Genomic DNA, 23,698 nt, shown 5'->3' on the forward strand with positions numbered 1-23,698 from the left:
TCACCTCACCTCGAAGATGCCACGGGCGCCCCGTTCGGCGTCGACCATGACGTGGCTGACGAAGGGGTAGTGGCCGGGCTCGGGGAAGACCATCTCCACGAAGCCACCGGCGGCCGGACCGAGCCCGAGCACCTGGGCGCCACCCGGGTCGGTGGGCCGGTTCTCCCAGCGGCCCTCCCGGTAGACGGTGTCGAACTGGGTGCCGACGACGTGGAAGGAGCTGTCCCGGTTCGGGCCGGCGTCGAGCAGCCAGACCCGGACCCGTTCGCCCGCGCGGGCGGGCAGCGGCCGGTGGGCGTACTGGGCGACGTAACCGTTGAAGACCACCGCGTCGGGACGCTCGGCCTGCATCTTGGCGAGGTCGCCGGGCTCACCGTCCGGGCCGAGGTACAGCTCGGACTGCACGAGGACGTACTCGCGGTCGACCCGGGGCAGGTCGGGCGGGTCGATGATGACCGCGCCGTACATGCCGTTGCCGATGTGGTGCAGCATCGGCATCGTCGAGCAGTGGTACATCCAGATCCCGGCCCGGGTGGCGGTGAAGCGGTAGGTGAGCCGCTGGCCGGGGTCGATCGGGCGCATCACCTCGTCCGGGGCGACCGCGCCGGCGTGGAAGTCGATGCCGTGGTCGACGGTGCCGTCGTTGACCAGGGTGATCTCGAAGGTGTCGCCGACCCGGCCGCGCAGCACCGGGCCGGGCACGGCGCCGTCGAAGGTCCACAGCCGCTGCCGCACGCCGGGCGCGACCTCCCGCTGGACCTCCTCGACGTGCAGCTCGCGCCGGTGCAGCCGGCCGGACGGGGTGGCCGGCGCGACGGCGTCGCGGGCGGCGAAGCCGGCGTCGGGCGCGGCCATCGCGTCGAGCTGCGGCGCCGCCGGGGCGGCGTGGGCGTCGCCGGTATGGCCGCTCGCCGCCGGCGCCGACCCGGTCGGGACGATCCGCAGGGTCATGCCGGCCTGCCGGTGCCCGGGCAGTGAGCACCAGCCCTGGGTCTCGGCGCCGACCACGCCCGCGTCGAGCCGGGCGGTGCCGCCCCGCGCGATCGGCGCCGTCTTCGCCCCGGAGTCGAGCACGAGGTCGTGCCGGCGGTGGTCCCGGTTGGTCAGCTCGATGACCAGCCGGTCGCCCGGTGGCACCTCGATCCGGTCGGGGTGGAAGCGCATCCCGTCGGCGACCACCGCGACCGTGGTGGTGTGCCCGGTGGGCGTCACGGCGGAGGCGGCGGTCGGGACCGGCGTGCCCTGCGAGACGCGCTGCGCGGCCACCCCGACGAGGACGGCGACGAGGACGAGGGCGAGACCGGCCGCGAACCCGCCGAGCGGGCGGGCGGCGGGGGTCTCGGGGGACGCGGACACGGTTACCTCCGGGCGGTGAGCAGGACCCGGGCGGCCGGTACGAGGAACTGCACCAGCACGACGAGGATCAACAGTGAGGTGGTGATGCGGACGAAGGGCGGGGTGGGCAGGAGGAACACCACCAGGGCGGCGTTGGCCGTCGCGACGCGCTGCGCGCCGTGCCGGTCCAGCAGGGCGGTGCGGCGGCGTACCGGTGCCGGACCGCCGCCGAGCACCATGGGCAGCAGGTGGCTCAGCGACCCGACGAGGACCTGCGCGACGAAGCCGACCAGCAGCGGCAGCAGCACGTCGCCGAACCGGTCGGCGGCGGTGGCGGGATCGTCGGCGGACAGCAGCGTCACGGCGTCCGTGCCGAGGGCGACCAGGAGCCAGCCGGAGGCCGCCGCGAGCGACCAGCCGGCGAAGCCGGTCGGGGGCCGGACCCGGGCCACGGCCAGGGCGGGACGCAGGACGACCAGCGCGGCGAGGGTGAACAGCGCCAGCCCGGCCGCGGCGACGACCCGCCACCAGGCGAGCACGCCGACGCCGAGCAGGGCCAGGCCGGTCGCCGCCAGCGGGAGCGCGACGGTGGCGGCGCGGACCGCCCCGTCGGCCATCCGGGCGCGCAGCACGGTGGGCCAGAGGGTCAGCAGCGTGCCGAGGACGGTCAGCGTCACCCAACCGAGCAGGTTGACGTGGGCGTGGAACAGCGCCAGCCGGGGGCGCCCGGCGTCGTCGACCACCAGCATCCAGGCACCGACCGGCACTCCGGCGAGCAGGGCGACGGCCGCCGTCAGGTAGTAGTGAACGGTGACGGTGAAGCGGGCCGGCAGGGCGCGCCGCAGCCGGCGGGCGAGCCCGACGAGGTGGGCGGCCACCGCGGCGAAGACCAGCGCGGCCCCGCCCACGCCCACCCACGGCCGGTCCGTGGCGCCGGCGACGAGGACCGCCAGCACGCCCACGTTGAGCACGCCGAGCCGGACGGCCTGGGCGCGGCGACGGTCCGGGGCGGGCGCGCGCAGCACCGCCGCCGCGAAGTGGGTGCTCCACACCAGGATGGCGTTGCTGACCGCGCCGAGCAGCAGCAGGTGGATCGCCGCCCAGCGCCAGGTCGGCAGGAAGGGGTGGACGAAGCCGAGCACGACGAGCGCGGCCAGGTAGGCCAGCGGCAGCGCGGCGACCCTGCGGTGCCAGCTCGCCCGCCCGGTCCCCGCCGCAGCCCCACCGCCGGTCGGGGCCGGGCCGCCGGTCGGAGCCGGCCCGCCGGTCGGGGTGGGAACGCCGGACCCGGTCGAGACCCGGCCGCCGTCCGAGGCGGGAGCGCCGGATCCGGTCGGGGTCGGGCCGGCGGGGACCGGTGCGCCGGTGGGGGCGGTGTCGCCGAGCGCGCGGGCCATCACCGCACCGCCGCCACGACCGGCGCGACGGCCGCCGGGCGGGACGGCCGCCGGGCCGCGCCGCGCGCGGCGGCGACGGCGCAGCCGACGAAGCCGAGCACCGCGAGGACGTTGCCCAGGCCGGCCCAGCGCCACACGGCCGGCACACCGAGCGCGTCGCCCACCAGGACCCGGACGGCCAGGGTGGCGTGCAGCACGGCCAGCGGGGCGTACAGCCAGGACCGATAGGGCAGCGGGCGGCGCAGCACCGCCGGCAGGATGACCGGGGCGTGCACGAAGATCATCGACATGGTGAACCCCAGGAAGACCAGGTGCAGGGTGGCGTCGTAGCGCGGGCCGTCGGTCACCGGGCCGGCGCCGGCCCAGAGCAGGCCGGCCAGCCCCAGCCAGGCGTACCCGGCGAGCAGCCCGACCGCGACGTAGCGGGGCAGGCCGGTGGCGCGCACCGTACGGCGGGCGACGTCGTTGACCAGCAGCCAGGCCACCACGGCGAGCAGGCCGACCCCGAACAGGTGCGCCCCGACCGACGGCCAGAGCGCGGTGGCGGTGGCCCCGGCGGTCAGCGCCGCGAGCGCGGCGAGGAACCAGCGCTCACCGTGCCGGGGCAGGCCGAGGTGGGCCAGTTCGAGCCGCTCCCCGGCGATGGTGGCGACCACGAAGGTGGCGAGCCAGGGCACGATCTCCGGCACGCCGAAGCCGGCGAGCCAGAGCAGGGTGGCGGCGTACCAGCTCAGCGCTCCGGTGGCCTGGGCGAGCAGGGCCGGGGCCGGCTGACGCCGCCACAGCTGCCGGTAGATCGCCAGCAGCAGCACCGAGGCGGCCATGAGCAGCAACCGGCCGGACAGGCTCGGGCCGGTGAGCACCAGCGCCAGCCCTCCGGCGCCGGAGCAGGCGGGGGCGAGCAGGGCCCAGCGGGCGCCGAGCGCCACCGCCCGCTCCAGCGCCACCAGGGTGCCGACGAAGCCGAGCACCATCAGCGGGCCGTGCACCTGCTCCAGCGGCGCGTGTGGCGCGGGCACCGGCAGGCCGAGCAGGAGCAGGGCGGCGTACAGGCCGGTGAACAGGGCGAACGCGCCGGAGGCGAGGACCGGCAGCCGCCAGCGTACGGGGATCGACCGGGCGTTCACGCCGGCTCCCCGGTGGTGCGCAGCACGGCCAGCCGCACCACGCAGGCGTCGGGCGCGCCGAACGGCTCCAGCACCGCGCCGCTCGGCGGGGCGCCGGCGTGGTCGAGCGCGCCCCGGACCACGCCGACGTGCAGCGCGCAGATCGCGTCGGGGTTGCGGTTCACCAGCTCCAGGAAGGGGCAGGTGTGCAGGTGCACCTCGACCGTTCCCTCGGCCGTCTCCTGCCGCCGGGGGCTGAAGCCCAACCCGCGCAGGACCTCGAGCAGGGTGTCGACCGGGTCCTCGCCTGCCGCGGTGGCGGCGGCGAGGTGGCGTCCCCAGTCGTGGCCGGCGCGGGTGGCCTCGGCCCGGACGTCGCCCGGGTTGCGGCGGGACAGGTGGTCGAGCAGCGCGGCGGCGAGTGCCCGGTACGGCGCCGGGGCCGGGGCCTCCGACGTGGCCACCCGGTAGCGCCACGCCGGCCGGCCGGGCTGGCCGCCGCTGGCCCGCGCCTTGACCAGCAGCCCGGCGTCGACCAGGCGGTCGAGGTGGGCGCGGGCGGTGGAGAGGTGCAGCCCGGTGCGCTCCCCCACCTCGGCGATCGTCATGCCGGCGCCGGCGTCGCGCACCATCTCCAGGATCGAGGCCCGGCTGGCGGTGCCCAGTGCCCGGTGGCGGTGCGGGTCGATGGTCTCGCCGGTCGGCCCTGTTCTCGGGGTTTCCACGTTAGATAACGTTACAACGTCGTTCACCCGCAAAACCCTGGAGGGTTCCATGTCCGCCTCACGCTCCCCGGCCGACCAGCAGGCCGCGCAGGCCGTCGTCCGGCACCACGCCCAGCTCGCCGCCGATCTCGACCGGCACGTCGCGGACCTGCTGGACGCGGCCGACCGGGGCGACGCCGCCGGGGCGCTGCGACACCGCGACGCGCTGCTCGGGTGGCTCCGTGACGAGTTGCTGCCGCACGCGTACGCCGAGGAGGGCTCGCTCTACGCCGCCGCCGGCGACCGGCCCGAGGCCGCGCTGCTGGTCCGGGGGATGCTCGACGAGCACCGGGCGATCACCGGCCTGGTCGCCGAGCTGGAGACCGCCCACCGGCCGGTGCGCCTCGCCGCCGCCGCCCGCGCCCTCGCCGCCCTCTTCGCCGTGCACCTGGCCAAGGAGAACGAGCTGATCGTCCCGGTGCTGGTGGACGCGGCCGACGTCTCGCTGGCGACGCTGCTGGAGGGTATGCACGATCTGCTCGGCTCCTCGGACGAATCGGGCAAGGGCGGTTGTGGCGGAGGCGGAGGCGGCTGCGGCTGCGGTGGCGACCAGGCCCCCGCCGACGCGCCCGCCCCCACGTTGAGCATCGACCCCCGGCTGGACGTCCGGACGCTGCCGCACGGCCAGCGCCACGCCCGGGTGCTGGCGGCGCTGGACGCGCTGCCCGCCGGCGGCGCGCTGGTGCTGGTCGCCCCGCACGCCCCCCGCCCGCTGCTGGCCGAGATCGAGGCCCGCTACCGCGGCGGCATGAGCACCGAGTGGCTGCAGGACGGACCGGACGTGTGGCAGGTCCGGCTGTCCCGCCAGCCGGTCGCGGTCTGAGCATGGCGGACGCCGGGACGGTGGGGTCAGGGCCCGCCGTCCCGGCGCGCCGGGACGTTCGGCCCTGCCCGCGCCGGTAACCGCGACGCAGGCTGGAACCGTCCCAGGAGAGGAAGACCGTCGTGTGCAACTACTGCGGCTGCCGTGAGTTCCCGCTGATCGGCCGGCTCTCCACCGAGCACGAGGCGATCGCGAACGCCGCCGGCCGGCTGCGCACGGCGGTGCGGGACGCCGCCGATCCCCTGGCCGCCCTCGACGACCTGCTCGCGCTGCTGATGCCGCACACCGCCACCGAGGAGGACGGCCTCTTCGCCGAACTGCGCGCCGAGGGCAGCATGGTCGAGGCGGTGCGGCAGCTCTGCGCCGAACACGACGACATCCATGGCGTGCTCGGCGCCGTGGACCGCAGCGCGCCCGACTGGCCGCCGGTGCTGGCCGCCCTCGACCGGCTGCACCGGCACGTCGACAACGAGGAGCACGGGCTCTTCCCGGCCTCGGTCGTCACGCTGCCGATCTCGGCCTGGGACCGGATCACGCCGACCGCCGGGGCCACCCGGTGAACCGCCCCGGGCGGTGGGTGCGGCCCGCGCCGCCCGGCGACCGCCGCCGGCTGGCCGGCCGTCGCTTCAGCGTGCCGATGAGCGGCACGCACGTCCGCCGCGTCTTCGACGAGTGGTGTCGCCGGAGCTGATCCGGCCGTCTCCCGCGTGGTCCGCGTCCGCGGACCCGACCGGGGTGCGCCGGCCCGCCGGCCTGTCCTGACGGCCGGGCGCCCCTCGCGTCGCCCGGCCCCTGTCCCCGGGATCCCCATGCTCGACGACCTCCGCGCGGCGTACCGCCGCGACCCCGCCCTGCACGGCGTGCGCGCCGCCGAACTGCTGTTCTACCCCGGCCTGTGGGCGGTGTGGAGCCACCGGGCCGCGCACCGCCTGCACCGCTGCGGCGTCCCGCTGCTGCCCCGGGCCCTCAGCCAGCTCACCCGCCTGCTGACCGGCATCGAGATCCACCCCGGCGCCCGCATCGGGCGGCGGCTCTTCATCGACCACGGCGCCGGCGTCGTCATCGGGGAGACCGCGCGCGTCGGCGACGACGTGACCATGTACCACCGGGTCACCCTCGGCGGCCGTGGCTGGTGGGCCGACGACAAGGGCAGCCGGCGACACCCCACCATCGGCGACCGGGTGGTGCTCGGGGTGGGCGCCTCCGTGCTCGGCCCGGTACGCGTCGGCGCCGACGCCCGCGTCGGCGCCCACTGCCTGGTGCTGCACGACGTGCCACCCGGCGCCCGACTGCACAGTCCCCACGCCACGACGGCCCGTCCCGCCGGCCGCGTGCCCACCCTCACCCAGGAGCAGTAGATGATCGCCAAGGACGTGACCGCCCTCATCGGCCGTACCCCGCTGGTGCGGTTGGACCGCTTCGCCGCGCAGGTGCCGGTGACGCTGCTGGCCAAGCTGGAGTCCGCCAACCCCGGCGGCAGCGTCAAGGACCGGCTCGCGCTCGCCGTCGTCGAGGCGGCCGAGCAGAGCGGGGAACTGCGACCCGGTGGCGCGCTGGTCGAGGCGACCAGCGGCAACACGGGCGTCGGGCTGGCCATGGTCGCCGCCGCGCGGGGCTACCGGGTCACCCTCACCATGCCGGAGAGCATGAGCGTCGAGCGCCGCGCCCTGCTGGCCGCGTACGGGGCGCGGATCGTGCTCACCCCGGCGGCCGAGGGCATGGCCGGCGCGGTGCGCCGCGCCTGGGAGATCGCCGACGAGCAGGGCGCCTTCCTGCCCCGGCAGTTCGACAACCCGGTCAACCCGGAGGTCCACCGCCGCACCACCGCGGAGGAGATCTGGGCCGACACCGAGGGCGCGGTCGACCTGTTCGTCGCCGGGGTGGGCACCGGCGGCACGGTGACCGGTGTCGGCCAGGTGCTCAAGTCCAAGCGACCGGACCTGCGGGTGGTGGCGGTGGAGCCGGCCGAGTCCCCGGTGCTCTCCGGCGGGACCCCGGGCCCGCACGGCATCCAGGGCATCGGGGCGGGCTTCGTGCCCGAGGTGCTCGACCCGGGCGTGTACGACGAGGTCGTCCGGGTGGACGTGGAACGGGCCCGGGCGGCGGCCCGGCGGCTGGCCCGCCGGGAGGGACTGCTCGTCGGGGTGTCCAGCGGGGCGGCCCTGCACGCCGCGCTCACCGTGGCCGCCCGGCCCGAGCACGCCGGCGCGACGATCGTGGTGGTGCTGCCCGACACCGGGGAGCGGTACCTGAGCACGCCGCTGTTCACCGAGCCGGACGAGGCCTGATCCGGGTGCGGCGGGGGCGGTGCACGCTCCCGCCGCACCCGGGTCCGCGGCTGCTCATCCGAGGTGGGCCGCCAGGGCGAGGAAGACCAGGCCGACCAGCGCCACCAGCGCGCCGAGGCAGATCACCAGGGCGGTGACCTGCCAGGCCTGGTACGCCCCGAGCAGCGCGCCGCGCAGCGTCTCCCCCATGAACGCGGTCTGCCGCAGCCGCTCCAGCCGCGCGTCGTCCCGGCCTGCGGTCATGCACTCCTGGGCGATCTCGGCGTACGTGCGTCCGCCGGTGGCCTTGGCGACGTGCCCGGCGATCAGGTCGGAGTAGGCGCGGGCCTGGATGCCGGTGCGCACCGGGGCGTCGGCGTAGCGGGCGAGCGGGGCGGGCAGCCCGGCGGGCGGGAAGGCGATCTTCTGGTGGGTCAGTTCCCGGGTGACGTTGTGCCGTCCGAGCAGACCCTGCGCGACCATGACGGGACCGGCGGCGAGGAGGACCACCCCGGCGGCGGTGAGCAGTACCGTGATCATGCTGATCAGCCTGCCCGCCCGGCCGGCCGCCGGGGAGAGCAGCAGGTCCCGAACCCGAGCGGGCCTCAGGTCACCGTCGGGACGGTTTCTGCGGGTCGCCCGTCGCGGGCGGCGACGCCGGCCGCCGTGCCCACGCCGCCGGTGAGGTCCACCTCCGCCGAGTACGGGAAGGAGCCGGGCCGGTAGCCGCAGCCGGGCTCCTCGGCGAAGACGTCGCCGGTGGTGGCGTACGCCCGGGCCCTCGACCCGCCGCAGACGGCCCGGAACTCGCAGGCGCCACAGCGCCCACCGAGGCGGCTCGGGTCCCGCAACCCGGTGAACAGCGGGGAGTCACGGTAGATGTCCACCAGCGAGCGCTGCCGCACGTTGCCGGCGCTCACCGGGAGGAACCCGCTGGGGTGCACCTCGCCGCGGTGCGAGACGAAGGCGAAGCCGTTGCCGGCGCTGACCCGCAGCGGGGGCCGGCGGGAGCGGCTGGCCCGACCGGTCAACCCGCGCTCGTCGAGCAGCGCGCGCAGCTCCCGGTAGAGCGGGCCCAGCCCGAGCACCGGCGCCGGGTCCTCGCCGCGCCGGGCCAGCACGTCGCGTTGCAGGCAGACCCGGCGGAAGTGGTGCGCCTCGGTGGTCTTGACCGGCACCGTCTCGCCGAGGTCGTACAGCACGTTGAGGACGTCCTCGGTCTGCGCCGCGTCGAGGCTGCGCAACGCCTGGCCCCGGCCGGTCGGCACCAGGAAGAAGACGCTCCAGAGCATGGCGCCCCGGTCGTGGACCTGCGCCGCGATGTCCGGCAGGTCGCGGACGTTGTCCCGGGTCACCGTGGTGTTGATCTGGACCCGCAGGTCCAGCTCGGCGGCGTCGCGCCAGGCCCGCAGGGTCAGGTCCCGCACCCCGGGCACACCCCGGAAGCCGTCGTGGCCGGCGGCGGTGGCGGCGTCCAGGCTCAGCGACACCGCCCGGGCCCCGGCGGCACGCAGTCCGGCGAGCGCCGCCCGGGTGAGGGTGGGCGTGCCCGAGGGGGACACCGAGACGGCCAGGCCCAGCTCGGTGCCGCGCCGGACGAGGATCTCCAGGTCCGGGCGCTGGAACGGGTCACCACCGGTGACCACGAACAGCGGGGCCGGCCGGCCGAAGGCGGCGACCTGTTCCATCAGCGCGACCGCCTCGTCGGTGTCCAGCTCGCCGGTGTCCCGGTCCGGGCGTGCCGAGGCCCGGCAGTGCAGGCAGGCCAACGGGCAGGCCTGGGTCGCCTCCCAGATGACGATGAAGGGGCGCTCGCCGACGTCCTGCCGGGGCACCCGTAGGGACCTTCCGGGCGCCCGCTGGGTCGCGCCCGCCTGCTGCGTCACCGCTGTCTGCGTCACGTGACGGACGTTCACGGGTCACAATCGGCCCAGCAAGGGTCCACGGTCACCACCGTGGCGGGACCACGGTCCCGCCGATCGCGGTGCGGGGAGCAGCAGAAACCGTTGAACTCAGGACCTTCGGCCCGGTCGGGCCAGGTCGTGCGGCAGCACGCTGGCCGGGACGTCCCGTTGCGGTTGCGTTGCGGGGCACCTGCCACGAACGTGGGGGATCACGGCAAAGGCTATCGAAGGAATGAGGCGTATGTCGCGAGCGACCGAGAGTGCGGGGCGGGCGCTGCTGAAGGTGGGCGGTCTGGTACGCCGGGCCGAGGTGTCCGCCGACGGCCGGACGCTGCACCAGATCGGCGGACGGGAGGCCGACACCTTCTACCGGGACCGCTCCTCCTACGACAAGGTCGTGCGGTCGACGCACGGCGTCAACTGCACCGGCTCGTGCTCCTGGAAGGTGTACGTCAAGGACGGCATCATCACCTGGGAGCAGCAGCAGACCGACTACCCGAGCGTGGGCCCGGACCGCCCGGAGTACGAGCCGCGCGGATGCCCCCGGGGCGCCGCCTTCTCCTGGTACACCTACTCCCCCACCCGGGTGCGCTACCCGTACGCCCGGGGCGTGCTGGTGGAGATGTACCGGGAGGCCAAGGCCCGGCTCGGGGACCCGGTGGCCGCGTGGGCGGACATCCAGGCCGACCCGGAACGCCGCCGCCGCTACCAGCGGGCGCGCGGCAAGGGCGGCCTGGTGCGGATCTCCTGGGACGAGGCACAGGAGATGATCGCCGCCGCCCACGTGCACACCATCGGCACGTACGGCCCGGACCGGATCGCCGGCTTCTCCCCGATCCCGGCGATGTCCATGGTGTCGCACGCCGTCGGCGCACGGTTCCTCTCGCTGCTCGGCGGGTCGATGCTGTCGTTCTACGACTGGTACGCCGACCTGCCGGTGGCCTCCCCGCAGGTCTTCGGCGACCAGACCGACGTGCCCGAGTCCGGGGACTGGTGGGACGCCTCCTACTTCGTCATGTGGGGCTCCAACGTCCCGGTCACCCGGACCCCGGACGCGCACTGGATGGCCGAGGCCCGCTACCGCGGGCAGAAGGTCGTGGTGGTCAGCCCGGACTACGCCGACAACGTCAAGTTCGCCGACGAGTGGATGCCCGCCCAGCCGGGCACCGACGGCGCCCTGGCCATGGCGATGGGGCACGTCGTGCTCACGGAGTTCTTCGTCCGGCGGCGCACCCCGCGCTTCGTCGACTACGTACGCACGTTCACCGACCTGCCGTTCCTGGTGACGCTGGAGCCGGGCGCGGACGGGGCGTACCGGCCGGGCAAGTTCCTCACCGCCGAGGACCTGGGCGAGTCCGGCCGGGAGGCGGCCTTCAGGACCGTGCTGTGGGACTCGGCCACCGACGCCGCCGCCGTGCCGCGCGGCAGCCTCGGGCACCGCTGGGGCGAGCAGCCGGGGCAGTGGAACCTCGACCTGGGCGACCTGGAGCCGGCGCTGACCTGCCTCGGCGCCGGTGACGCGGTCCCGGTGGAGCTGCCCCGCTTCGACACCGACACCCCGCAGGTGCTGCGCCGGGGCGTGCCCACCCGCACGGTGGCCGGCAAGCTGGTCACCAGCGTGTTCGACCTGTTGCTGGCCCAGTACGGGGTGGCGCGCGAGGGTCTGCCCGGGCAGTGGCCGACCGGGTACGACGACGTCGGGTCGCCGTACACCCCGGCGTGGCAGGAGCCGATCACCGGTGTGCCGGCGGCCCAGGTGGCCCGGGTGGCCCGGGAGTTCGCCGACAACGCCGAGCGTTCCGGCGGCCGGTCGATGATCCTGCTCGGCGCGGGCACCAACCACTGGTTCCACTCCGACGCCACGTACCGGGCGATCCTGGCGCTGGTCACCCTGACCGGCTGCCAGGGGGTCAACGGCGGCGGCTGGGCGCACTACGTCGGGCAGGAGAAGTGCCGGCCGGTGACCGGCTGGCAGCAGCTCGCCTTCGGCCTCGACTGGGTCCGCCCGCCGCGCCAGATGATCGGCACCGCCTTCTGGTACGTCCACACCGACCAGTGGCGCTACGACACGTACTCCGCCGACGTCCTCTCCTCCCCCACCGGCTCCGGCGCGTTCGCCGGCAGGCACACCATGGACCTGCTGGCGCAGTCGGCGCGCTCGGGCTGGATGCCGTCCATGCCGACCTTCGACCGCAGCCCGCTCGACCTGGCCGACGAGGCCCTCGCGGCGTCCCCGGACGACCCGGGCGGCTGGGTCGCCGAGCAGCTCGGTCAGGGGCGGGTGAGGTTCGCCTGCACCGACCCGGACGCGCCGCAGAACTGGCCGCGGGTGCTCACCGTGTGGCGGGCCAACCTGCTCGGCTCGTCGGCCAAGGGCAACGAGTACTTCCTGCGCCACCTGCTCGGCACCGACGCCAACCTGCGCGCCGACGAGGCGCCGGAGGAGCTGCGGCCGAAGGACGTGACCTGGCACGACGAGGCCCCCGAGGGCAAGCTCGACCTGCTGCTGAGCCTCGACTTCCGGATGACCTCCACGACGCTCTTCTCCGACGTCGTGCTGCCGGCCGCCACCTGGTACGAGAAGCACGACCTGAGCAGCACCGACATGCACCCGTTCGTGCACGCGTTCACCCCGGCGATCAACCCGCCCTGGCAGACGCGGACCGACTTCCAGGCGTTCCACGGCATCGCCAAGGCGTTCTCCGCGCTGGCCGCGACCCATCTCGGCGTGCGCAAGGACCTGGTGGCGGCGCCGCTGCTGCACGACACGCCCGACGCGATGGCGACCCCGCACGGCCGGGTGGTCGACTGGGCGGCCACCGGACGGACACCGGTGCCCGGGCGCACCATGCCGAAGCTGGTGGTGGTCGAGCGGGACTACGCGGCGATCGCCGACAAGATGGCCGCGCTCGGGCCGCTGATGGACACCCTCGGCACCACCGGCAAGGGCGTCTCGGTGGACGTCACCCCGGAGGTGGCGTACCTGCGGCGCAAGAACGGCGAGGTGCGCGGCGGGGCGGCCGACGGCCGGCCGTCGCTGGCGCAGGACGTGCACGCCTGCGAGGCGATCCTCGCGCTGTCCGGGACCACCAACGGCCGGGTCGCCACCGCCGGGTTCCAGGACGTGGAGAAGCGCACCGGGGTACGCCTGGCCGACCTGGCCGCCGAGCACGGGGGCAAGCAGATCACCTTCGCCGACACCCAGGCCCGGCCGGAGCCGGTGATCACCAGCCCGGAGTGGTCGGGCAGCGAGCACGGCGGACGGCGCTACTCGCCGTTCACCATCAACACCGAACGGCTCAAGCCCTGGCACACGTTGACCGGGCGGCAGCACTTCTTCCTCGACCACGACTGGATGCACGAGGCCGGCGAGGCGCTGCCGATCTTCCGGCCGCCGCTGGACATGCACCGGCTCTTCGGCGAGCCGAGACTCGGCCGCAACGGCGAGTTGGAGATCACCGTCCGGTACCTCACCCCGCACTCGAAGTGGTCGATCCACTCCGAGTACCAGGACAACCTGCTGATGCTGACGCTGTCCCGGGGCGGCCCGACGATGTGGATGAGCGAGGTCGACGCGGCGAAGATCGGGGTACGGGACAACGACTGGATCGAGGCGGTCAACCGCAACGGCGTCGTGGTCTGCCGGGCGGTGGTCACCCACAAGATGCCCGAGGGCACGGTCTACATGTACCACGCCCAGGAACGGGTGATCGACGTGCCGAAGGCCGAGGTCAACGGCCGGCGCGGCGGCATCCACAACTCGCTGACCCGGCTGCTGGTCAAGCCCACCCACCTGATCGGCGGGTACGCGCAGCTGTCGTTCGCCTTCAACTACCTCGGCCCCACCGGCAACCAGCGCGACGAGGTCACCGTGATCCGCCGCCGCTCCCAGGAGGTGCAGTACTGATGCGGGTCATGGCACAGATGTCCATGGTGATGAACCTCGACAAGTGCATCGGCTGCCACACCTGCTCGGTCACCTGCAAGCAGGCGTGGACCAACCGGTCCGGCGTCGAGTACGTCTGGTTCAACAACGTCGAGACCCGCCCCGGGCAGGGCTACCCGCGCACGTACGAGGACCAGGAGCGTTGGCAGGGCGGCTGGACGCGGACCCGCTCGGGCCGGCTCAAGCCACGCTCGGGCGGGCGGCTGAAGAAGATGTTCAGCATCTTCGCCAACCCGAAGCTGCCGTCGATGCAGGACTACTACGAGCCGTGGACCTACGACTACGAGCACCTGATCAACGCGCCGGCCGGCGACGACATCCCGGTGGCCCGGCCGAAGTCCCTGCTCACCGGCGAGGACACGAAGATCACCTGGAGCGCCAACTGGGACGACTCGCTGGCCGGCGGCAACGAGATCGCCGCCGGTGACCCGGTGCTGGCGAAGGTCTCCGACCAGGTGCGGCAGGAGTTCGAGACGACGTTCATGTTCTTCCTGCCGCGCATCTGCGAGCACTGCCTCAACCCGTCCTGCGCGGCCTCCTGCCCGTCCGGGGCGATCTACAAGCGGGCCGAGGACGGCATCGTGCTGGTCGACCAGGACCGGTGCCGGGGCTGGCGGATGTGCGTCACCGGCTGCCCGTACAAGAAGGTGTACTTCAACCACCGCACCGGCAAGGCGGAGAAGTGCACCTTCTGCTTCCCGCGCATCGAGATCGGCCAGCCCACCATCTGCTCGGAGACCTGCGTCGGGCGGCTGCGCTACCTGGGGCTGATGCTCTACGACGCCGACCGGGTCACCGAGGCCGCCGCGGTGCGCGACGAGCACGACCTGTACGACGCGCAGCGCTCGGTCTTCCTCGACCCGCACGACCCGGCGGTGGTCGCCGCCGCCCGCGAGGCCGGCATTCCCGACGACTGGATCGACGCCGCCCAGCGCTCCCCGGTCTGGGATCTGATCATGAAGTACGAGGTGGCGCTGCCGCTGCACCCGGAGTACCGGACCATGCCGATGGTCTGGTACATCCCGCCGCTGTCGCCGGTGGCCGACGTGCTGCGCGACACCGGCCACGACGCGGAGCAGGTCGGCAACCTCTTCGGCGCCATCGACGCGCTGCGCATCCCGGTGGAGTACCTGGCCGAGCTGTTCACCGCCGGCGACCCGGCGCCGGTGCGCGGGGTGCTGAACCGGCTCGCCGCGATGCGCGCCTACCAGCGCCGGATCAACCTCGGCGAGAGCCCCGACGAGTCGATCGCCGCCGCCGTCGGCATGACGGGCGGGCAGATGGACGAGATGTACCGGCTGCTCGCCATCGCCAAGTACGACCAGCGCTACGTCATCCCGACCGCGCACGCCGAGGACGCCCACCGGCTGGAGAAGCTCGCCACCGAGTGCAGCCTCGACTACGAGGGCGGCCCCGGCATGGGCGGTGGCGGCCCGTACGGGCAGGGGCCCTTCGGGGAGTCGTCCGGCACCCCGATCCCGGTGCAGGTGGAGACCTTCCACATGCTGCGCGACCGGCAGACCACCGACCGCTTCGTCGATCCGGGCGACGAGCCGCGCCGGGTCAACCTGCTCAACTGGGACGGCAAGAGCGTCCCGAAGGGTCTCTTCCCGCCCCGCCGCACCGAGCCCGAGGACACCGAGGGGAGCACGTCGTGACCGAGCCGACCTGGCGGGCGGTGGCCGCCCGGGCCGCGTCCCTGCTGCTGCGCTACCCGGACGAGGAGGTCCTCGCGGCGCTGCCCACCGTGCGTGCCGCGCTCGACGAGCTGCCGGCCGAGGTGGCGACGCCGCTGCGCGAGGTGGTCGCGCACCGCGAGACGACCGCCCCGGTGGACCTGCGCTCGACCTACGTGCAGCTGTTCGACTTCCGGCGCCGCTGCTGCCTGCACCTGACCTACTACACCTGCGGCGACACCCGCCGACGCGGGGAGGCGCTGGTCGGCTTCTCGGCCGCGTACAAGCAGGCGGGCCTGGAGGTGGTCGACGGGGAGTTGCCCGACTTCCTGCCCGCGGTGCTCGACCTGGCCGCCGTCGCCGACTCCGGATGGCGGTTGCTGCGTGACAACCGGGTCGGCCTGGACCTGCTGGTCGAGGCGCTGGGCCGGGAGCGGTCGCCGTACCGGCAGGCCGTCGCGGCGGTGCGGGAGATGCTGCCGCCCGCGCAGCCGGCGGACCTGGCCGCCGCCCGCCTGGCCCGCACCGGCCCGCCGGTCGAGCAGGTCGGCCTGGAACCCTTCGGACTCGTCGACACCACGGGAGGCCGTCGATGAACACGCTGCTGTGGGTGGTCTACCCCTACCTGTCGTTGGTGATCCTCGTCGGGGGCCTGATCTGGCGCTACCGGTACGACAAGTTCGGCTGGACCACCCGGTCCTCGCAGCTCTACGAGAGCGCCATCCTGCGCTGGGGCAGCCCGCTGTTCCACTTCGGGGTGCTGATGGTCCTGATCGGTCACGTCGGTGGTCTGCTGATCCCGAAGTCGTGGACCGAGGCGGTCGGGATCACCGAGCACACGTACCACCTGACGGCCGTCTTCATCGGCACGGTGGCCGGCTTCTGCACCCTGATCGGGATGGGCCTGCTCATCGCCCGACGGCGGCTGACCGGGCCGGTCTTCGCCGCCACCACCCGCAACGACAAGGCGATGTACGTGGTGCTCGCCGCGGTGATCGTGCTCGGTCTCTGGTCCACCGTCCGGGCCAACGTCACCGGGCCCGGCTACGACTACCGGGAGACGATCTCCCCGTGGTTCCGGTCGCTGTTCTACCTCAGCCCGGACCCGCGGATCATGGCCGACGTCCCGGTGGGCTTCCAGATCCACGTCGTGGCGGCCTTCGCGCTCTTCGCCTTCTGGCCGTTCACCCGGCTCGTGCACGCCTTCAGCGCGCCGGTCGGCTACCTCACCCGCCCCTACGTGGTCTACCGCAGCCGGGGCGACCGGCCGGGGCTGCGGCCGCACCGGCCCGGCTGGGAGGGTCCGCCGCGACTGCCCCCGTCGCGCGGGGCGGGGACCGGCTCGCGGCGGTGAGCACCGGCGCCGGCCCGGGCGTCTCGCCCCGCCGTGGGGCGGGACGCTCGGGCCGGCCCGCCACCTGCGGTGACCGCCGTCACGGCCGGTGGCGGGTGACACGTCGAGGTACCCGCCGACGCGGGACTTCCGGCCCTGACCGGGGCTGATCAACGGGGCGAGGCTCGTAGCGGCAAAAGCGGAATCCCCAACTCCCCATAGGGCCGATCCGGCCCTGGCACGACGAACCGACGGAGGGCAGCGATGGCCAACGGCCGCGACAGAAAGGCCGGGGACACCACCCCCACACCGGGCGGCGCCCCCGGCGCCGCGACGCCCGAGCGGTCGGGCGCCACGCTCCAGCTCGTCCTGGCGACGCTCGGCTTCCTGGTGAACTTCTGGGCGTGGGCCCTGCTGGGCCCGCTCGGCCCCGGCATCAAGGAGCGCCTGGACCTCAGCTTCGCGGCGCAGTCCCTGCTGGTGGCCGTCCCGGTGGTGGTCGGTTCGCTGGGCCGCATCCCGGTCGGCGCGCTCACCGACCGGTACGGCGCGCGCGTGGTGTTCCCCCTGGTCACCCTCGCCACGATCGTGCCGGTGCTGACCCTGACCGCGGTCTCCTCGTACGCCGCGCTGATCGTCACCGGGTTCTTCCTCGGCATCGGCGGCACCGCCTTCGCCGTCGGCGTGCCACTGGTCTCCGGCTGGTACCCGCCCGCGCGGCGTGGTTTCGCCATCGGCGTGTTCGGCATCGGCATGGGCGGCACCGCGATCGCCAACTTCACCACCGTCCGGCTCGCCGACGCCTACGGCGACAAGGCGCCGTTCCTGCTCGTCGCCGCGATCCTCGCCGCGTACGCGGTCGTGTCGTTCCTGCTGCTGCGCGACGCGCCGGGGCGGACCCGGCCGACCGGGTCGGCCTGGCAGCGGCTGAACAAGGTCGGCCGGCTGACCGTCACCTGGCAGTTGTGCTTCCTGTACGCGGTGGGCTTCGGCGGGTTCGTCGCGTTCAGCGTGTACCTGCCCGCCTACCTGCGCACCACCTACGACCTGAGCGCCAACGACGCCGCGATGCGCACCGCCGGGTTCGTGGTCCTCGCCGTGCTGGCCCGCCCGGTGGGCGGCTGGCTCTCCGACCGGTTCCACCCGGTGCCGGTGCTGGTGTGGTGCTTCGGCGGGGTGGCCGCCTTCGCGGTGGTCCAGGCCTTCGAGCCGATCCTGATGCCGGTGGCGACCGTCGCGCTGCTCGGCATGGCGCTGCTGCTCGGCGCGGCCAGCGGCGCGGTGTTCGCCCTCGTCGGCAAGGTCGCCCCCGCCGACCAGGTCGGCGCGGTCACCGGCCTGGTCGGCGCCGCCGGCGGCCTCGGCGGCTTCGTCCCGCCGCTGATCATGGGCTGGGTGTACGGGTCGCAGGGTTCGTACGCGATCGGCCTGATGCTGCTCTCCGACGTCGCGCTGGCCGCCGCGGTGTTCACCGCGGTGAAGATGGGCGGCCTGGCCCGGCGCGCGGCCTGACCGGACCGGCGCCCCCGGGCCGGGCGGCGCCGGTCACGCGGCCCGGCGGAGTCCTCCGCCGGGCCGGTCGCCGTCTCTGTGCCTGCGGTCAGCCCGGCGCCTTGCGGCTGAGCTGCTCCCAGGCCCGGTACTCCGCGACCCGGGCGGCCTCCATCTGCTGCACGATGTCGTAGGAGCGGTCGCCGACGATCAGGCGCAGCGGCGGGTCGGGCAGGTCCACCAGCTCCATGACGACCGGCGCGGCGGTGCGGGGATCGGGCCCGGCGTCGTCGCCCCACATCTCGGCCAGCCTCTCCCGCAGCGGCGCGTACGCCGGGTCCGGCTCGGTCATCGTGGTGCCCTGGGTGTACAGCCCGGTGTCGTACCCGCCGGGCTGCACGATGGTCACCGTGATGCCGAAGGGCGCCAGCTCCATGGCCACCGACTGGCTGAGCGCGTCGAGGGCGGCCTTGCCGGCGACGTACAGGCCGACCGAGGCGACTCCTCCCCCGCTGCCCATCGAGGTGACCTGGAGGATCCGTCCGCCGCCCTGCGCCCGCAGGTGCGGCACGACCGCCCGGGTGACCCAGACCGCGCCGAAGAAGTTGACGTCGAAGTGCGCCCGGATCTGCTCCTCGGTGGCCTCCTCCAGCATGCCGAGCAGCAGGCCTCCGGCGTTGTTGACCACGATGTCCAGCCGGCCGAAGGTGGCCGCCGTCCGGTCCACCGTCCGGGTGACGGCGGCCGAGTCGGACACGTCCAGCGGCAGGCACAGCAGCCGGTCCGGGTACCGCGCGGCCAACTCCCGCAGCGGCTCGACGTGACGCGCCACGGCCGCGACCCGGTCCCCCGCGACCAGCGCCGCCTCGGTGAACGCCCGACCCAGTCCACGCGACGCCCCGGTGATGAACCACACGCGTCCGGTCGTCATCGCACCCTCCCCCGATTTAGCGAGACGATACGGTCCGTCTCGCTGACGTGCCACAGTCTGCCAGCATCAGGGGGCGGCTTGTCAAGACGAGACGTACCGTCTCGTTCATCCGCTATGCTCGCCGCATGTCGCCCGAGGTGAAGACTCCCGACCCCGCCCGGCGCAGCGAGCGCTCCCGACAGGCGATCCTGCGGGCCACCCGGGAGCTGGTCTCCGAGGTGGGCTACGCCAAGCTGTCGATCGAGGCGATCGCGACCCGGGCGGGGGTCGGCAAGCAGACGATCTACCGGTGGTGGCGCTCCAAGGGCGCGGTGGTCTTCGACTCGTTCCTGGCGCTGAGCGAGGGCGCGGACGGGATGGCGCTGCCCGACACGGGCGACATCGCCGCCGACCTCAAGGCGGTGCTGCGCGCGACCGTCGCCGAGTTCGCCGACCCCGCGTTCGAGGCGCCGATCAGGGCGCTCAACCTGGAGATCGCCGGCGATCCCGAACTGGCCGCCCAGTACCGAAAGAAGTTGGCCGGGCCGGTCGACGAGGCCAAGAAGGAGCGGCTGCGCAGCGCCCAGCGGGCCGGGCAGATCGCCGCCGACGCGGATCTCGACCTCGCGCTCGAACTGCTCTACGCCCCGCTCTACCAGCGGTGGCTGTTGCGCTCGGGCCCGCTCACCGCCGCGTACGCCGACGCCCTGGTCGACCACGCGCTGCGGGCGCTGCGCCCCTGATCGCCCCGGCGATGCCGCGCCCCCTCAGGCCTTGAGGTGGGCCAGGAGCCGTTCGGTCGCCTCGACGGACAGGTCGTCACGGAACGCCTCGTGCAGTTGCTGGCGTCCCCGCCGGAGCCAGGTCTTGACGGTGTTCTCCGGCACGCCGAGTTCGGCGGCGACCTCACGTACCGGCAGGTCCACGACGTAGTGCAGGACCAGCGCCCGCCGGTGCCGCATCGGCACCGCCCGCAGGGCCTCGACGACGGCGACCGCGTCACTGCGGTCGACCTCGTGTCGCGGCTCCCGGTCGACGCGCAGCAGGGCGGTGGCCGCGCGCAGCGCCTGGCGGCGGCGGGAGAAGGCGAGGTTGAACGCGACCCGGCGGACCCACGCGTCGGGCGCGTCGTACGCGCTGACCGTGGCCCAGCGGGCCAACGCCCGGGAAAACGCTTCCTGGACCAGTTCCTCGGCGTCGTGACGGCTACCGGTCAACACGTAGAGTTGTCCCACCAGGCGCCGGTAGGTGGCCAGGTAGAACTCGGTGAACTCCTGGTCGGTCGACATCGGACCTCTCGACACGTGCCCCGCCGCGAGCCATGCCCTGCGCCAGCAGAGGACATGCCCGGCGTGACCATCCGACATGGACGAGGCCCCACCACCCGTCGATTCGCGCGTAGGCCACGCTATGTGATCGAGGAACCGGCGTCAAACGGTAGAGTGCCAGGGCGACGAGGCGGGACGAGGAGACAGCGGTGAGCGACGGTGTGCCGGACGAGGGCGTGACCCGGGCCGCGCTGCGCCGGGCGGCGGGCGCTGCCGCAGACGACGCCCGCCCGCCGGACGTGGCGGATCTGCGGCGCCGGGTCCGTCGTCGTCGTAGCCGTGCGGTGGCCGGGGCGGTGGGCGTGGTGGTCGCCGGGCTCCTGGGGGTGCCGGCGCTCGTCGCCGCCGTCGACCAGCCACCCGCGCGTGGACCGGTGGTCGCCGGGCCGTCCTCGCCCTCCACCGACCCCGCCTCGGCCTCCCCGGCGCCGTCGTCGGCCGGGCCGTCGGAGGATTCGGAACCGGTCCAGCCGACCGGTGAGCCGACGACGGGCACCCGGCGGGTGAAGCTCTTCCTGCTCAGGGAGCGGGCCGGGCAGCAGTGTCCGCAGGTGGTGCCGGTCACCCGGGACCTGCCCGCGCAGGGCGTCGCCAAGCAGGCCCTGCGGGCGTTGCTCGAGGGCCCCACGGAGGCCGAACGGGCCGCCGGGCTGACCAGCGTCTTCGACCGCGATTCACACCGTTTCCAGTACCTGAAGCTGGACGGGCCGCGGGCCCGGGCGGACTTCACCGACCTGGACGGGATCCTCGACCCGGGTGACACCTGCGAGAAGACGAAGCTGCTGGAGCCGATGCAGCGCACGTTGGAGCAGTTCAAGTGGATCGAGGAGGCACGCTTCTCCATCCGGGGCGACCAGCGGGCGTTCTACGTCGACGTGCTGCACGACCGGGTGCCGAACTGACGGTGCGGGGCGGCGGGCCCGCCGCCCCGCACCGCCTGTTCCTGGTCAGGTCAGGTTGGCCCGCAGGTGGTCGAAGATCTGCGGCGCGTTGTCGCAGAGCTGCCGGAAGCCCTCGGTGAAGTTGACGTCGTCGGTGCCGTCCTTCTCGTAGCCCTTCAGGCCCCCGGTGAGCATGAGCAGGAAGGTGGAACCGTCGGACAGGTCGGGGGTGCCGGTGTCCCTGGTGACGTTCAGGAACTCGCCGAGGCCGGTACGCGGGATGTCGGTGTCGGCGCGGCAGGCGTCGTTGGCCTCGTCGACGAAGCGCTGCCCGGCGGCACCGAGTTCGATCAGCTTGATCCGGTCGTTCGCCCGCTTCGCGGCCTGGTGCAGGTAGTCGCAGGCGGAGACGTCCTTGTTGCAGTTGTACCTGTCGTCGTAGCCGGGGCTGGGGTCGGTCCAGTGGCTGATGATGCGCACCTTGGCCAGGTCGGCCGGGGACTTCTTCTCCAGGTGACAGACCGCGGCGGCGATCTCCGTCATGGGTCCCCAGTTGAGGACGGTGAGCTTGCCGGCGCGGATGGCCGTGACCAGGGACCGGACGGTGGCGGGCGGGTTGTCCACCCAGGGGTTGCCGGCGGTGCAGGTGGTGAAGCCCTCGCGGTCGGCGCAGGTCGAGGCGAGGGTGATGTTCGGCAGGTGCGCGCCGAAGGAGTCCCGCGCGTAGTCGACGGCGGCGTCACAGTCGATGCGTACGGTGGTGGAGCCCACGACGACCTTGGCGATGTCGAACCGGTCGGCGTAGGTGCTCAGCGCCGCCAGGGTGACGATGTCGTCGCGGTCGGTGCCGCCGCCGGGGATGCTCAGGTCGCTGAGCACCCACACCTTCGGCTTGGCCGGCGCCGCAGCCGGTGCGGCGGTCAGCCGTCCGGTCTCGGCGGACGCCGACGGCAGGACGGACCACAGGCCGGCGACCGCCATCGCCAGCACCGCCACGAAGGCGAAGGGTCCACTTCCGCGTCTGCCACGGATGTTCATGCGCTGTTCTCCCTCCCGGTCCCGCAAGGGGGGTGCGGAACCGTGTACGACAGGGGACACTCCGGCGTACCGCGGAAGGTTTCAGCCGGGGTTCACCCGGCGCCGGTCCCGGCGTGGCGCCGCGCCGTGGTCGCGGCGCGGCGCCACGATCGCGTCACCGGCAGCCGGTGACCACGACCTTGTTGCCGGAGCTGTTGCCCCGGTGTTCGGTGTTGCTGGCGGTGCTGCGCACCATGGCGCACTGGCCGCCCTCCACCTTGACGGTCTTGTTGCGCACACCGTCCTGGAACACGTACAGCGGGGCGACCTTCATCCCGGGGTTCGTCCTGCGGATCAGCCCGTCACTGACGATGCGGATGGTGCGGCTGTCGGCCTTGACGCCGCCGGCCCAGGACACGACGCCCTGGTTGTAGATCGCCTCGGAGTTCGAGATCACGGTGAGGCCGTCGATCGTGAGCGTGCCGGTGCCGTAGTCGCCCCAGCCCATCTGGATCGGCGCGCCGTTGCGGTTGTGCACGATCGTGGTGTTCCGGATGGTCAGGTCGCCGTTGTAGAGCTTCACCGAGTCGTCCCAGGTGTCGATGAAGGTGTTCTCGATGACCGAGTTCGCTCCGCCGCTGAAGCCGTCGGAGTTGTTGTTGCCGGCGTCCCGGTCGTCGATGTAGCGCATCCCGGAGACGAGCAGCTGCGCCTTCTTGGCGTGCATGTGGAAGATCCGGGGGTTGCGGGAGGTGTAGGTGCGCAGGGTGAGCTTGATCCGCGCCTCGGTGCTGACGCCGGCGAAGCTGTAGTCCTTGACGTGCGGTCCGTTGCCGACGACCTGCGACGTCTCGGCGTTCTCACCGGCGATCGTCAGCGGCTTCGTGCGGCCGGCCGGGATGAGGAAGTTGCCCTTGAGGGTGACCCCGGCGCCGATGACGATCCGCGACCACGAGTCCGGCACGGAGAACTTGTCGATGGTGCGGCTCGCGGTGAAGGTCGCCACGCCGTCGCGTACCGACGGGTTGGCCGCGTCGGGGGCCGGCGCGGCGTCCGGGGCGGACGTGGCCGACGGGCGCGGTGACGCGACGGGCGTGGCCGGGCCCGGGTCGGCGGCGACGTGCCGCACCGTGAAGCGTACGGTGCGGCTCGCCGTGCCGGCCGGACCGACCGCGTGGACGGTGAGGGTGTACGCCCCCTCCTGGACCGTCGCGGGGTTCAGTCCCGGCGCGGCCTCACCGACGTTGCCCATGAAGTGGTACGGCGCGGCCCGCTCGGTCCACCGCACCGTGCTCGGCCCGGTCAGGTCGAAGTCCACCCGCTCGACCCGGCCCACGGTGCGGGCCTCGATACGCGCGGGGCCGCTGACCGTGGCTCCCTCGGCGACGCCCGTCACCGCGGTGATCTGGGGCGCCTCGGCGGCCGACGCCGACGGGACGACCGCCCAGATCCCGCCGGCCGCTGCCACCGCCAGTCCCGCCACAGCCCACCGTCGTCGTGTCCGGGGCATGCCACTCATC

Annotated in this window: 20 protein-coding genes and 1 pseudogene; 11 read left to right on the forward strand and 10 right to left on the reverse strand. The window is 73.9% G+C overall.

Going from position 1 to position 23,698, the window contains the following annotated elements:
- Genes GA0070614_RS01810 through GA0070614_RS01825 form a run of 4 tightly spaced genes read right to left on the reverse strand, consistent with a single transcriptional unit; the run spans position 1 to position 4,563 of the window.
- The gene (locus tag GA0070614_RS01810; RefSeq protein ID WP_088974344.1) at positions 1 to 1,356 is read right to left on the reverse strand and encodes a multicopper oxidase domain-containing protein; all 1,356 of its coding nucleotides are present in this window, start codon (positions 1,354 to 1,356) and stop codon (positions 1 to 3) included.
- Between the two features lie 2 nt (positions 1,357 to 1,358).
- Positions 1,359 to 2,732, reverse strand: coding sequence for a hypothetical protein (locus GA0070614_RS01815; RefSeq protein ID WP_088974345.1), 1,374 nt, complete (start codon positions 2,730 to 2,732; stop codon positions 1,359 to 1,361).
- Positions 2,732 to 3,859, reverse strand: a complete 1,128-nt coding sequence (locus GA0070614_RS01820) for a hypothetical protein (RefSeq protein ID WP_088974346.1) — start codon at positions 3,857 to 3,859, stop codon at positions 2,732 to 2,734. The genes GA0070614_RS01815 and GA0070614_RS01820 overlap by 1 nt, the downstream gene beginning before the upstream one ends.
- A complete protein-coding gene (locus GA0070614_RS01825; protein ID WP_231933643.1) occupies positions 3,856 to 4,563 on the reverse strand; it encodes a helix-turn-helix transcriptional regulator in 708 nt (235 codons plus the stop codon). The genes GA0070614_RS01820 and GA0070614_RS01825 overlap by 4 nt, the downstream gene beginning before the upstream one ends.
- Before the next feature lie 49 nt (positions 4,564 to 4,612).
- Between GA0070614_RS01825 and GA0070614_RS01830 the strand changes: the two genes are divergently transcribed.
- The 4 genes from GA0070614_RS01830 to cysK all read left to right on the forward strand — a co-directional run bounded on the left by GA0070614_RS01830 (position 4,613) and on the right by cysK (position 7,713).
- The gene (locus tag GA0070614_RS01830) at positions 4,613 to 5,425 is read left to right on the forward strand and encodes a DUF2249 domain-containing protein (RefSeq protein WP_088974348.1); all 813 of its coding nucleotides are present in this window, start codon (positions 4,613 to 4,615) and stop codon (positions 5,423 to 5,425) included.
- A 122-nt stretch (positions 5,426 to 5,547) separates the two neighbouring features.
- Positions 5,548 to 5,985, forward strand: coding sequence for a hemerythrin domain-containing protein (locus GA0070614_RS01835; protein WP_088974349.1), 438 nt, complete (start codon positions 5,548 to 5,550; stop codon positions 5,983 to 5,985).
- 249 nt (positions 5,986 to 6,234) lie between these two features.
- Positions 6,235 to 6,783 carry a serine O-acetyltransferase EpsC gene (gene epsC, locus GA0070614_RS01840; RefSeq protein ID WP_088974350.1) on the forward strand — a complete coding sequence of 183 codons (549 nt, stop codon included), beginning with the start codon at positions 6,235 to 6,237 and terminating at the stop codon, positions 6,781 to 6,783.
- A complete protein-coding gene (gene cysK / locus GA0070614_RS01845) occupies positions 6,784 to 7,713 on the forward strand; it encodes a cysteine synthase A (protein ID WP_088974351.1) in 930 nt (309 codons plus the stop codon). It begins immediately after the preceding gene.
- A gap of 54 nt (positions 7,714 to 7,767) precedes the next feature.
- On the opposite strand, the gene GA0070614_RS01850 is transcribed toward cysK, so the two are convergent.
- Together GA0070614_RS01850 and GA0070614_RS01855 are read right to left on the reverse strand one after the other, a co-directional pair.
- Complete coding sequence (locus tag GA0070614_RS01850) at positions 7,768 to 8,232, reverse strand: hypothetical protein (RefSeq protein ID WP_088974352.1); 465 nt, start codon at positions 8,230 to 8,232, stop codon at positions 7,768 to 7,770.
- 137 nt (positions 8,233 to 8,369) lie between these two features.
- Positions 8,370 to 9,578: pseudogene (locus tag GA0070614_RS01855) on the reverse strand (TIGR04053 family radical SAM/SPASM domain-containing protein); the annotation flags it as partial.
- A gap of 259 nt (positions 9,579 to 9,837) precedes the next feature.
- Between GA0070614_RS01855 and GA0070614_RS01860 the strand changes: the two are divergent.
- The 5 genes from GA0070614_RS01860 (at position 9,838) to GA0070614_RS01880 (ending at position 18,063) form a co-directional block, all read left to right on the forward strand.
- The gene (locus GA0070614_RS01860; RefSeq protein WP_088974354.1) at positions 9,838 to 13,503 is read left to right on the forward strand and encodes a nitrate reductase subunit alpha; all 3,666 of its coding nucleotides are present in this window, start codon (positions 9,838 to 9,840) and stop codon (positions 13,501 to 13,503) included.
- Positions 13,503 to 15,200 (forward strand): nitrate reductase subunit beta, encoded by a 1,698-nt coding sequence (narH, locus tag GA0070614_RS01865; protein WP_088974355.1) that lies wholly within the window; start codon positions 13,503 to 13,505, stop codon positions 15,198 to 15,200. Before GA0070614_RS01860 ends, narH begins: the two co-directional genes overlap by 1 nt.
- Positions 15,197 to 15,814 carry a nitrate reductase molybdenum cofactor assembly chaperone gene (gene narJ / locus GA0070614_RS01870; protein WP_088974356.1) on the forward strand — a complete coding sequence of 206 codons (618 nt, stop codon included), beginning with the start codon at positions 15,197 to 15,199 and terminating at the stop codon, positions 15,812 to 15,814. Before narH ends, narJ begins: the two co-directional genes overlap by 4 nt.
- Entirely contained in the window at positions 15,811 to 16,572 is a 762-nt protein-coding gene (narI, locus tag GA0070614_RS01875; RefSeq protein ID WP_088974357.1) for a respiratory nitrate reductase subunit gamma, read from the forward strand. Before narJ ends, narI begins: the two co-directional genes overlap by 4 nt.
- A 243-nt stretch (positions 16,573 to 16,815) precedes the next feature.
- Positions 16,816 to 18,063 carry an MFS transporter gene (locus GA0070614_RS01880; RefSeq protein WP_088974358.1) on the forward strand — a complete coding sequence of 416 codons (1,248 nt, stop codon included), beginning with the start codon at positions 16,816 to 16,818 and terminating at the stop codon, positions 18,061 to 18,063.
- Positions 18,064 to 18,151: 88 nt separating this feature from the next.
- Here GA0070614_RS01880 and GA0070614_RS01885 read toward each other — a convergent pair whose 3' ends face one another.
- Entirely contained in the window at positions 18,152 to 18,973 is an 822-nt protein-coding gene (locus tag GA0070614_RS01885) for an SDR family NAD(P)-dependent oxidoreductase (protein WP_088974359.1), read from the reverse strand.
- 125 nt (positions 18,974 to 19,098) lie between these two features.
- On the opposite strand from GA0070614_RS01885, the gene GA0070614_RS01890 reads away from it, so the two are divergent.
- Entirely contained in the window at positions 19,099 to 19,695 is a 597-nt protein-coding gene (locus GA0070614_RS01890; RefSeq protein ID WP_088974360.1) for a TetR/AcrR family transcriptional regulator, read from the forward strand.
- Between the two features lie 24 nt (positions 19,696 to 19,719).
- On the opposite strand, the gene GA0070614_RS01895 is transcribed toward GA0070614_RS01890, so the two are convergent.
- Positions 19,720 to 20,241 carry a sigma-70 family RNA polymerase sigma factor gene (locus tag GA0070614_RS01895; protein ID WP_088974361.1) on the reverse strand — a complete coding sequence of 174 codons (522 nt, stop codon included), beginning with the start codon at positions 20,239 to 20,241 and terminating at the stop codon, positions 19,720 to 19,722.
- Between the two features lie 188 nt (positions 20,242 to 20,429).
- On the opposite strand from GA0070614_RS01895, the gene GA0070614_RS01900 reads away from it, so the two are divergent.
- On the forward strand, positions 20,430 to 21,182 hold the full coding sequence (locus GA0070614_RS01900) for a GerMN domain-containing protein (protein WP_088974362.1): 753 nt from the start codon (positions 20,430 to 20,432) through the stop codon (positions 21,180 to 21,182).
- 45 nt (positions 21,183 to 21,227) lie between these two features.
- Here the strand turns inward: GA0070614_RS01900 and GA0070614_RS01905 are convergent, their stop codons facing one another.
- Together GA0070614_RS01905 and GA0070614_RS01910 are read right to left on the reverse strand one after the other, a co-directional pair.
- Positions 21,228 to 22,199 (reverse strand): hypothetical protein, encoded by a 972-nt coding sequence (locus GA0070614_RS01905; protein WP_157744860.1) that lies wholly within the window; start codon positions 22,197 to 22,199, stop codon positions 21,228 to 21,230.
- A gap of 154 nt (positions 22,200 to 22,353) precedes the next feature.
- A complete protein-coding gene (locus tag GA0070614_RS01910) occupies positions 22,354 to 23,661 on the reverse strand; it encodes a hypothetical protein (RefSeq protein WP_088974364.1) in 1,308 nt (435 codons plus the stop codon).
- Positions 23,662 to 23,698: the final 37 nt, after the last annotated feature.

It is taken from the genome of Micromonospora coxensis (assembly GCF_900090295.1).
Classification (GTDB): domain Bacteria; phylum Actinomycetota; class Actinomycetes; order Mycobacteriales; family Micromonosporaceae; genus Micromonospora; species Micromonospora coxensis.